This window comes from Acidocella sp. KAb 2-4, from assembly GCF_020567705.1.
Lineage (GTDB): Bacteria > Pseudomonadota > Alphaproteobacteria > Acetobacterales > Acetobacteraceae > Acidocella.
Window position 1 is genome coordinate 1 of record NZ_JAJDJU010000042.1, and the last position, 10,310, is coordinate 10,310.

General features: G+C 66.1%; 9 protein-coding genes. All 9 read right to left on the bottom strand.

From position 1 onward, the window contains the following. Window positions 1-223 precede the first annotated feature (223 nt). Window positions 224-1,165, bottom strand: a complete 942-nt coding sequence (lpxC, locus tag LI953_RS14720) for a UDP-3-O-acyl-N-acetylglucosamine deacetylase (RefSeq protein WP_227076854.1) — start codon at window positions 1,163-1,165, stop codon at window positions 224-226. Window positions 1,166-1,279: 114 nt separating this feature from the next. After that, window positions 1,280-2,209: an ion channel gene (locus tag LI953_RS14725; protein WP_227076855.1), complete on the bottom strand. Its 930-nt coding sequence runs from the start codon at window positions 2,207-2,209 to the stop codon at window positions 1,280-1,282. A 102-nt stretch (window positions 2,210-2,311) separates the two neighbouring features. Next, entirely contained in the window at window positions 2,312-3,904 is a 1,593-nt protein-coding gene (gene ftsZ / locus LI953_RS14730; RefSeq protein WP_227076856.1) for a cell division protein FtsZ, read from the bottom strand. A gap of 48 nt (window positions 3,905-3,952) precedes the next feature. Next, window positions 3,953-5,263 carry a cell division protein FtsA gene (gene ftsA, locus LI953_RS14735; RefSeq protein ID WP_227076857.1) on the bottom strand — a complete coding sequence of 437 codons (1,311 nt, stop codon included), beginning with the start codon at window positions 5,261-5,263 and terminating at the stop codon, window positions 3,953-3,955. After that, window positions 5,256-6,248, bottom strand: a complete 993-nt coding sequence (locus LI953_RS14740) for a cell division protein FtsQ/DivIB (RefSeq protein WP_227076858.1) — start codon at window positions 6,246-6,248, stop codon at window positions 5,256-5,258. The genes ftsA and LI953_RS14740 overlap by 8 nt, the downstream gene beginning before the upstream one ends. Beyond that, complete coding sequence (locus LI953_RS14745) at window positions 6,236-7,141, bottom strand: D-alanine--D-alanine ligase (RefSeq protein WP_227076859.1); 906 nt, start codon at window positions 7,139-7,141, stop codon at window positions 6,236-6,238. Before LI953_RS14745 ends, LI953_RS14740 begins: the two co-directional genes overlap by 13 nt. Beyond that, window positions 7,138-8,031, bottom strand: coding sequence for a UDP-N-acetylmuramate dehydrogenase (gene murB, locus LI953_RS14750; protein ID WP_227076860.1), 894 nt, complete (start codon window positions 8,029-8,031; stop codon window positions 7,138-7,140). Before murB ends, LI953_RS14745 begins: the two co-directional genes overlap by 4 nt. Further along, window positions 8,028-9,464, bottom strand: coding sequence for a UDP-N-acetylmuramate--L-alanine ligase (murC, locus tag LI953_RS14755; RefSeq protein WP_227076861.1), 1,437 nt, complete (start codon window positions 9,462-9,464; stop codon window positions 8,028-8,030). The genes murB and murC overlap by 4 nt, the downstream gene beginning before the upstream one ends. Beyond that, window positions 9,461-10,310, bottom strand: an 850-nt coding sequence (locus LI953_RS14760) for a UDP-N-acetylglucosamine--N-acetylmuramyl-(pentapeptide) pyrophosphoryl-undecaprenol N-acetylglucosamine transferase (RefSeq protein WP_227076862.1), incomplete at its 5' end; no start/stop codon positions are given. The genes LI953_RS14760 and murC, both read right to left, overlap by 4 nt.

Below are 10,310 nucleotides of genomic sequence, written 5' to 3' on the forward strand. Positions count from 1 at the left end.
ACCTCACCGTCGCGTCCGCGGCCGTCATGCAACTCTCCGTCTACCCAAATGAGCGCCCCGCCTGTTCCGCGCGCGCTTCCATGCTTCTCTTGGCATGGTGAGATCACCACAGCAAATTGGAAAAACATTTTATAAAGCCGAGCTGATCCCCGCAATATCCTGCCAAAAACAGAAAAAGGGAGAGGGTTTTCCCTCTCCCCTGCTATCGCGGCTGAGGCCGGACTCAGGCGGCGGTGAGATGCAGCGGCTTGGCCACACTGCCATGGATCAGGCGATAATTCGCCTGATCAGCGAACAGCGCATGCAGCAACTGGTTGTTGAGCGCGTGCCCGGTGCGGCTGCCAATAAAGCGGCCCGAGATCGGCGCGCCTGCCAGGGCGAGGTCACCGATCACGTCCAGCAGCTTATGGCGCACGAACTCATCTGCGTAGCGCAGCCCTTCGGGGTTCAGCACCTTGGCGTCATCCACCACCACGGCGTTGGCCAGCGAGCCGCCACGGGCCAGCCCCGCCTTGCGCAGCGCCTCGATTTCGCCCAGCAGGGTGAAGGTGCGGGCCTGCGCGATCTCACGCGCGAAGCCCTCCTCGGAGAGATGGAAATGATAAGCCTGCGCGCCGATGGCGGCGGCGGCGAATTCGATCGAGAGCGAGATATCGAACCCCGACCCGCCCGGATTATGCGGGCGCAGCTCGGCGAAGGCGCCATTCTGCTCCACCCGCACCGGGCGCAGGATCTCAAGACGCTCGCGCAGGCCGCCATGCTCCTCAATGCCCGCGCTCTCCAGCAGGAACATGAAGGGCGCGGCCGAACCGTCGAACACCGGCATCTCCGGGCCGTCCACCTCGACCAGCAAATCGTCGATGCCGCAGGCCATCACCGCCGCCATCAGATGCTCGATGGTGCCGATCTTCGCCTCGCCGCCGCCGATCAGCGTGCACAGCCGGGTGTCGCTCACCTGGTCGAACCGCGCGGGGATGCTCACGCCGAGATCGCTCCGGCGGAACACCACCCCGGTATTCACCGCCGCCGGCTTCAGCCACAGTGTCACCTGCGCGCCGCTATGCAGCCCGCGCCCTACAGCCGAAATCTCGGCCTTCAGCGTGCGCCGGGGCGCCGGCGCCGGCTCGGCAGTGGTGAAGCTGTATTTCTCACGCAGGGACGACATGGTTAATCCGTCAGTTAACATCAGCGTTTATCTAGCCCCGCCGCCGCGCCGCCTCCAGTCAATCATTATTTCCGAATATTTCGTCAAAAGCCACTGATTCTAAACCGATTTTTGTTATGCAACATCGGGAATTTCAGCCTCCGGCCGATGCACCGGCAAGGTCTCGTGAAACCGGCCGTAATCGATCGTCAGAGTGCCATCCGCGCCACGGCTGATGACATCGACGAAGCGGTGGTGAAACCGCAAATCCTCAGCACCGTAAACATGCCGCGCACTCACCGTGGCGCTCAGCGCCTCGTCAGTGCCGGTGAGCAGGCAGACGAAGACATTGCCATTCTCCGCCAGGCTTTGCTGGTCGCGGCCCCAGAGCGGGCTGTCCGGCGTGATCTTGTGCGAGACCAGCCAGCTTAGGGCGAAAACCGGCGAGAAATCCCGCTCCAGCTTCAGCGGCATCATCCGCCGCATCACCCCGCCCTCCACCTCAGGCTCGTCCATCAGCATGATCACGCTGATATGCGCTTCCGAGATTTCGACGCGGCGCTGATTGGCGACGCGGAACATCAGCGTCTGCACCCCGCCAATATCGCGCACCACCGCCACCTTGGAAAACATCACACGCGGGCGCGGGCGCGAGAGCCGGGCGAATATCACCCCCGTCGTCACCGCCAGATTGAGCTGCCCGATCAGAATCTCGCAACTGACCACGATATTCGCCCCCAGCGACACCGGATAGATCGTGCCATAGCCGGTGGTGGAGAGCGTCTGCACCGAGAAGAAGAAGGCATCGGCAAAGCCGCCATGGCCACCGCCCGGCAGGCCCCCAAGCCCGCCCATGAACCAATAAACACAGGCGAAAATGAAATTGACGGTGACAAAATACAGCCCCAGCAGCCCAATCAGCCCCGGCAGCGGAATCGTCATCAATTCGTAATAGAGATCCTTCACCCCTTGCCGGGCGATGCCGCGGCGCTCAATGGCACGCACCGCCTCAGCCGAAAGCGGCTTGAGCCGGGCGTGCCGCGCCCTGTGATGCTGTTGCTCCATAAAAGAAGCTTTCGCCCGGGCGGCGCCGCCGTCAAGCCAGATCGTGCGGGCAATAAAAAACGGCCCCAAAAGGGGCCGTTTTGAACTCCGCTCTGGCCGAATTTACTGGTTGCGGCGCAGGAAGGCGGGGATTTCGAGCCCAACTTCGTCGATCTGCGCCGGGCGCACCGCGGCGCGGGCCGCCGGCTGCTCCTCATGGTGCTGCGGCGCGTGCTGATGCGGCGCGTGCTGGTGCTGCACATGCAGCTCGGCGCGCATCGCTGGCTCCTGCCGCTGCGCGGGCTGCGGCGCCGCGTGCGGCTGCGGCTGGCGGCCAAACCCAAACACCGATTTGAAGATGCTGGTGCTCTTGGGCGGCTCCGGGGCGCGCACCGGGTCAGGCGCCACCGCGCGCACCGGCATGGCTGGGCGGGGCGGCATCGGCGGCATCGCGCGCGGCGCCGCCTCGGCGGCCGGCGCGGCGTATTGCGCCGTCGGGGCGTGCTGCGGCATCGGCGCGGCGGCTTCGGCGCCCAGCACGATCTCGCTGCCACGATCCACAAACACCTTGGAGACCAGCGGCGCTGCGGGCGGCTCGGGCACATAACCGGCCGGGCGCGACACCCCCGGCAGCGGCGCGGCGCCCTGGGTGTTCACGGCCTGGCTCGCCACGGCCGGCGGAAACTGCACCGGCTCGGCATTGCCGCCATTCACCACTTTCAGGTTCGGCATGGTCTGCGGCACGGTGTCGATGCCGGTCGCCACCACCGACACCCGGATGCGGCCCTGCATGCTCTCATCCAGCGACATGCCAAACATGATGTTGGCATCCTTATCGACTTCCTCACCGATCCGGTTCGCAGCCTGATCGACCTCGAACAGCGTGACATCGGAGCCGCCGGTGATGTTGATGAGCAGCCCGCGCGCGCCCTTCATGTTGGTGTCTTCCAGCAGCGGATTGCTGATCGCGGCCTCGGCGGCGCGCACCGCGCGGTCTTCGCCCTCGGCCTCGCCCGTGCCCATCATCGCCTTACCCATTTCGCGCATCACCGAGCGCACATCGGCAAAGTCCAGATTCACGAGGCCGGGCATGACCATCAAATCGGTAATGCCGCGCACGCCCATGTAGAGCACGTTGTCGGCCATCTCGAACGCCTCTTTCCAACCGGTGCGCTCATTGGCGACCTTGAACAGATTCTGGTTGGGAATGACGATCAGCGTATCGACATAGGCCTGCATCTCGATGATGCCTTCCTCCGCGGCGCGCATGCGGCGCTTGCCCTCGAAGGCGAACGGCTTGGTGACAACGCCGACGGTGAGGATATCGCGCTCACGCGCCATGCGGGCGATGACCGGCGCCGCGCCCGTGCCCGTGCCGCCGCCCATGCCGGCGGTGATGAACACCATATGCGTATTCTCGAGGTGACGAGCCAGCTCATCGGCGGCCTCATCGGCGGAGAGCTTGCCGATATCCGGGCGCCCGCCCGCGCCGTTACCCTGGGTCAGATGCGGACCAAGCTGAATCCGCTTTTCCGCCAGCGAGCGCTGCAATTGCTGCGCGTCGGTATTGGCGACGACGAAATCAACGCCCGGGAGATTCAGGCTGATCATGTTGTTGACGGCGTTACAACCACCGCCACCGACACCGAACACCGTGATCCGCGGCGTGAAATCTGTGTGCATGGGCTGCTTCTCGATCGTCAGGTTCAAGGTCATCTGCTCATCTCCTCAAGGACAATCGGTAAAGAACGCGCCGATTTCATGTCAAACACGATTTTTCAAAAAATCAACGAAACGCCCAAACCAGCCGCGATACCGTTCCGTATTAAAATCGATATCCTGCATGCTCTGGCCATCTCCGGTCGCGAAGGCGAGCAACCCGATCAGTGTGGCGAAATTGGGCGAATTCGCCGAGTCGGGCAAGCCAATTACCGCCCCGGGCCGCCCCAAACGCACATGCCGGTCGAGGATTTGCGCCGCCAATTCACGCACGCCGCCCAGCTGAGAGGCGCCGCCGGTGAGCACCACGCGCACGCCACCGGCGCGCCCGAGTCCCGCGGTTTCCAGCTGGTCTTTCACCAGTTCAAAGATCTCCTCGAGTCGCGGCCGGATGCACGCGATCAGGTGCGAGCGTGGCATCTGCGCGATCTGATGCTCCGCCTCGCCGACCATCGGCACCGGCAGCAATTCGCGCGAATCGTCGGGGCTGGAATGGCAATTACCGTAGAGCGCCTTGAGCCGTTCGGCATGCGCAATAGAGGTCGAGAGCCCCTGCGCGATATCTGTGGTGACATGGTTTCCGCCCACCGGAATCTGCGCGGTATGCAGCACCTGCCCCTCGGAGAACACGGCGATCGTCGTGGTGCCGCCGCCCATGTCGATCACGGTGGTGCCCAGCTCGCGCTCATCGCCCACCAGCACCGCCAGCCCCGAGGCGAGCGGTGCCGAGATCAGCCCGGCAATATCCAGTTCGCAGCGCGAGAGACAGGCCGAAAGCGTGCGCAGCGCCGTGCTGCCCGAGTCGATCACGTGCAGCTGCGCCGTCAGCGTATCGCAAAACAGTCCGCGCGGGTCCGTGATGCCCTGCGTTTCGTCGGTGGCGAAGCTGAGTGGTAGCGCATGGATCGTCGCCCGCCCCTCGGCGGCGGCGCGGGTGCGGGCCTCGCGCACCACGCGCTTGATGTCGTCAGCCGTCACCGCACGGCCGTCCACCGGCCATTGCACATTGAACAACCGCGACTCCGGCTGCCCGCAAGAGAGATTGACATACACCGATTTCAGCCGCGTATCGGCAAGTTCCTCGGCGGTGCCGACAGCGGCGCGGATCGCCCGCTCCGCCGCGTCGAGATCGACAATGCCGCCCGACTTGATGCCCTGGCTGCGCTGCCAGCCAAAGCCGAGCGAGCGCAACCGGCCATCCGACTCGGCGCGGCCGATCATGCAGGCGATCTTACTCGACCCGATATCAAGCACGCCAAACGGGCCGGAGCGCACCTTGCGCGCGCGCGGCGCATCCTCGGCCGGCGGCTTCACCGGCGTATCAAAGGCGGGTGGGCGGCGGGTCATGCTATTCATGTTTTTTCGTCCCTCCCTGTTTTGGCGCATCCGGCGGCGTGGCTGGCGGATACGGCCTAATCACAAGCCGTCCGGCCTGGCGCAGATCGATCACCTCCACCGGCCGGTCGAGCAGTTGCAGCTTGGCCTGCAACGCGCCGAGTTGGCCGATGGCGTCGGACTCGTTCTGCTCCGGCAGCTTCACCACCGTCTGGTTCTTCAAAATCAGATTCCAGCGCAGCCCATCCACGCGCTGCGCCGCCGCCACGTGCGAAAGCACGTCAGGCACGGTCTGCAATTCGGTAATCAGCGCATAGGCATTGGCCGGCGCATCCTCGCCGGAGAGCAGCAGCAGCGACGGCTCACGCCGCTTCGCCTCCGCCGCGTCCTGATTGGCGATGACATTCCCCTGCTTGTCGATCAGCACGAATTTCGGCTGGCCGTTGCTCATTGTCTGCCAGATCGCATAGGCGTCGCGCTCGGTGATGTTGACCACCAGCGTGCCCGGCAACTCGCGCGCCACCACGGCGCTTTGCACCGGGCCGAGGGCTTCCACGCGCTGGCGCACCGCCTGTAGCGAAAAGCCGAAACTCGGTTCGCCGGCCTGCACGCCGATCGCCTGCTGCAGCATCGCCGGGTCGGTGGTGTGCGCGCCATTGATCTCGACGCGGCTGATGCGCAGCCCGAGCGCCGCGGTAAAATTGGCGAGCGGCGAGGCGCCCGGGGCGGCGGCCACTGGGGTGGCGGCCTGCGGCGCGGGCGCGGCGCTGGGCAGGCTGCGCACCAGCTCGTAGCCAACGATAAACACCGAAGCCAGCGCCAGAAACCACAGCCCCGGCTTCAGGCTGCGTTTCACCCGGCGCAGAAATAACTTGCGCTGCGTCAGCCGGTCCTGCGGCGGCGCGGGTTTGCGCGGGCGCGAGGTGCGCGGGCGCACCGGCGCGGCCATATCCAGCCGGACCGGGCCTGACGTATCGAGCGGCGGTGGCGTGGCTACACGCGGCATGCCGCCCTCTCAACCATCCAGGTGCAAAGGGTGGGAAAATCCATGCCGGTATAGGCCGCCTGCTCCGGCAGCAGCGAGGTCGGCGTCATCCCCGGCTGGGTGTTGACCTCCAGCAGCACCAGCCGCCCGGTCTCGTCGTCATAGCGCAGATCGGCGCGCGAGGCCCCGCGGCAGCCCAGCGCCTTATGCGCCGCGAGCGCGATGTCCATCGCCTGCTTGGCGATATCGGCGGGAATCTCCGCGGGCACCACATGGCGCGAGCCACCAGCCGCATATTTGGCCCGGTAGTCGTAGAAAGTCTCGGCGGACAGGATCTCCGTCACCGCCAGCGCGTGGTCCTCCAGCACGCCCACGGTCAACTCACGGCCAGGAATATACTGCTCCACCATGGCCGGGCCGTAATGCCACTCCGCCACCACCCGCGCGCGGTCGTTATCGCCATCCCGCACGATCGACACGCCCACGGAGGAGCCCTCGTTCACCGGCTTCACCACGTAAGGTGGCGGCAGCGGGTCGTGGTCGGTCAGCTCAACGATGTCGATCACCCGGTGCGGCGCCACCGGCAACCCGGCGGCGGCGAACACCGCCTTGGCGGCGGCCTTGTCCATCGCCATCGCCGAGGCGCGCACGCCCGAATGCGTGTAGGGAATGCCCAGATAATCCAGCACGCCCTGGATCACCCCATCCTCGCCGAAGCGGCCATGCAGCGCGTTGAACACCACATCCGGGCGCGGGGTGAGCGCCTGCAACAGCGCCGCCAGATCCTCGGTCACCTCGATCCGCGTCACCTCGAATCCGGCCTGTTCCAGCGCCGCGCTCACCTGCGTGCCCGAAGTGCGTGACACCTCGCGCTCCGCCGAAATGCCACCAAGAAGAACAGCCACGCGCGTCATGCCGGCACTCCAATCCGTTTAATTTCCCAACGCAGCGTCACGCCGGATTGCTCCTGCACGCGCCGCTTCACCTCCTCGCCCAGCCCTTCCAGCTCCGCGGCCGTGGCCTCGCCCAGATTCAGCAGGAAGTTGCAGTGCAGTTCCGAAACCTGGGCCTGCCCTTTGGTCAGCCCGCGGCAGCCTGCCGCGTCGATCAGCTCCCACGCCTTCTGCCCTGGCGGGTTGGCGAAGGTGGAACCGCCCGTGCGCGCGCGCACCGGCTGGCTCGCTTCGCGCTTGGCCTTGATCTCGGCCATCTTCGCCCCGATCAGCGCCGGCTCGCCGGGCCGCGCGCGCAGCCTGGCCCGCACCACCACCGAATCAGCCGGCAGATTGGCATGGCGGTAAGAGAGCCCCAGACGCTCCGCCGGCACCCGGATCAACTCGCCCGCGCGGGTGACGATCTCGGCCCAGTCCAGCACCTGCGCGATCTCACCGCCATAGGCGCCCGCGTTCATCGCCACAGCGCCGCCAATGGTGCCAGGAATGCCGGAAAGAAACTCTAACCCGGTCAGCCCGGCCTCGGCCGCATATTCCGATACCGTTACATCCAGCGCCGCCGCCCCGGCAATGATCGCGCCCTCCTCCAGCGCGACCTCGCCAAACCCTCGCGCCAGCTTGATCACCACACCGTTGATGCCGCCATCGCGGACAATCAGGTTGGAGGCCGCGCCGATCACCGTGACCGGCATCTCCAGCGGCAGCGCCTTGAGAAAAGCGCAGAGATCCTCGACATCCGCGGGGCGCAGCAAAAACTCCGCCGGGCCGCCGACGCGGAACCACGTCATCGGCGCCAGCGGCGCATGCTCGGCCAGACGGCCGCGTGTGGCGGGGATCACTGGCGCCATCATCGCCTGATCCCGGCCGCGCGCGCCGCGTTTTGCAGCTCGGCCAGCTGCGCGGGCAGCGCCGCCGCCCATTGCGTGATGTTCCCGGCGCCGAGGCACACCACATAATCACCATGGCGGGCGATGGCGTGCACCATCTCGGCCAGATGCGACGGGTCGGACAGCGCCACCACCTGCCGGTGTCCGCGCGCGCGCAGCCCTTCGACCAGCGCCTCTTTGTCCACCCCCTCGATCGGCTGCTCACCCGCCGGATAGACATCGGCCACGATCACCGTGCCCGCATCGTTCATGCAGGTGCAGAATTCCTCAAACAGCGTTTGCAGCCGCGTGTAGCGGTGCGGCTGAACCACCGCGATCACGTCCCGCGCCCCGGCCTGCCGCGCCGCCTTCAGCACCGCCGCGATCTCGACCGGATGATGCCCGTAATCATCGATCACGGTGATCCCGCCCGCCTCGCCGACCTTGGTGAAACGCCGCTTCACACCTGCGAAATTGGCCAGCGCCGCCTTGATCAGCGGCTCCTCGATCTCCATCTCCATGGCCACGGTGATCGCCGCCAGCGCGTTCTGCACGTTGTGATTGCCCAGCATCGGCAGCTTGAACGGCCCCATGCGCCGTGCCCGCCCGGTGATACGGTCCGACACCCGGACCTCGAAACTCGCCCCATCCTTCGACGAGATGATCCGCTCGGCCCGCACATCCGCCTGCGGCGAAAATCCATAGGTGATCACACGATGATCGGAGAGCGAGGGGATCATCTGCTGCACCGCCGGATGGTCGATGCATAGCACCGCGAAGCCGTAAAACGGAATATTGGCGACAAATTGCCGGTATCCGGCTTCCATCGCCTCCTTGGTGTGCCAATGGTCCAGATGCTCCGGGTCCATATTGGTGACGATGGCGATCACCGCGGGCAGACGCAGGAAGCTGCCATCCGACTCATCGGCCTCCACCACCATCCAATCGCCCTTGCCCAGGCGGGTGTTGGAGCCATAGGCGTTGATGATGCCGCCATTTATCACAGTGGGGTCGAAGCCGGCACCTTCCAGCACCGCCGCCACCAAGCTGGTGGTGGTGGTCTTGCCATGGGTGCCGCCAATCGCCACAGCCCATTTCAGGCGCATCAGCTCGGCCAGCATCTCCGCGCGGCGCACCACGGGGATCAGCTTGCGCCGCGCCGCCAGCACCTCCGGATTATCCTTCGGCACGGCGGTCGAGATCACCACCACCTGCGCGGCGCCCAGATTATTCGCGTCATGCCCGATCGCCACCGGAATCCCGGCCTGGCGCAGCCGCATCACATTGGCGTTCTCGCTCAAATCGGAGCCCTGCACCTGGTAGCCCAGTTCGTGCAGCACCTCGGCGATGCCGGACATGCCGATCCCGCCGATCCCGACAAAATGAATCGGCCCGATGGATAGCGGCAGCGCTCTCATGCCACGGTTCCTTTCTGCACAAGGTCCGCCAGCCGTGCCGCCGCGTCCACCCGTCCGGCGCGCGCGCACACCACCGCGGCGTTGATCAAAGCATCAGTATCCATCAACAAGGTCTCGATCTTTTCTGCCAAAATATCCGGCGTCAGCCCGGCCTGATCCAGCCGCCACGCCCCGCCCGCGGCGGCCAGCGCATCGGCGTTGGCGCGCTGGTGGTCATCAATCGCGCTGGGCAGCGGAATGAACACCGCCGGCCGCCCGGCCACCGCCACCTCCGCCACGGTGGACGCCCCGGCCCGCGCGATCACCAGATGGGCCTTGGCCAGCAGCGCGGCGACATCGGTGAAAAATGGCGACAGCTCAGCGGCGATGCCGGCCAGCTTGAACACCTGCCGTGCCGCCTCGATCTCCTCGACCCGGCATTGCTGCGTCACATGCAAGCGCGCGCGCAACGCGGCGGGCAGCCGCGCCAGCGCCTCGGGGATCAGCGTGCCAAAAACCTTGGCGCCGAGCGAGCCGCCCAGCACCAGCAGCTCGATCCGCCCCTCCGGCGGCGCGTAGCTCTCGCCATACAGCGCCGCGATCGGTTGGCGGACCGGGTTGCCGAGCACGCGCGTCTTCATCCGGCGGGACACGAATTTGGTATTGGCGAAATTCAGCGCCAGCACATCGGCAAAGCGCGCCAGCAGCCGGTTGGCCCGGCCCAGCACGGCGTTCTGCTCATGCAGAATCACGCGCGGCCGCCCAAACAGCATGGTCGCCGCCGCCAGCACCGGCGGCACCGAGGGGTAGCCGCCAAACGCCACCACCGCCGAGGGCCGCAATTGCCGCAGCAATTCCCGCGCCTCA

Excerpts from the sequence above, each read along its gene's own strand:
- lpxC (WP_227076854.1), bottom strand. The coding sequence starts at position 1,165 with ATGTCGTCCCTGCGTGAGAAATACAGCTTCACCACTGCCGAGCCGGCG.
- LI953_RS14725 (WP_227076855.1), bottom strand. The coding sequence starts at position 2,209 with ATGGAGCAACAGCATCACAGGGCGCGGCACGCCCGGCTCAAGCCGCTT.
- ftsZ (WP_227076856.1), bottom strand. The coding sequence starts at position 3,904 with ATGACCTTGAACCTGACGATCGAGAAGCAGCCCATGCACACAGATTTC.
- ftsA (WP_227076857.1), bottom strand. The coding sequence starts at position 5,263 with ATGAATAGCATGACCCGCCGCCCACCCGCCTTTGATACGCCGGTGAAG.
- LI953_RS14740 (WP_227076858.1), bottom strand. The coding sequence starts at position 6,248 with ATGCCGCGTGTAGCCACGCCACCGCCGCTCGATACGTCAGGCCCGGTC.
- LI953_RS14745 (WP_227076859.1), bottom strand. The coding sequence starts at position 7,141 with ATGACGCGCGTGGCTGTTCTTCTTGGTGGCATTTCGGCGGAGCGCGAG.
- murB (WP_227076860.1), bottom strand. The coding sequence starts at position 8,031 with ATGATGGCGCCAGTGATCCCCGCCACACGCGGCCGTCTGGCCGAGCAT.
- murC (WP_227076861.1), bottom strand. The coding sequence starts at position 9,464 with ATGAGAGCGCTGCCGCTATCCATCGGGCCGATTCATTTTGTCGGGATC.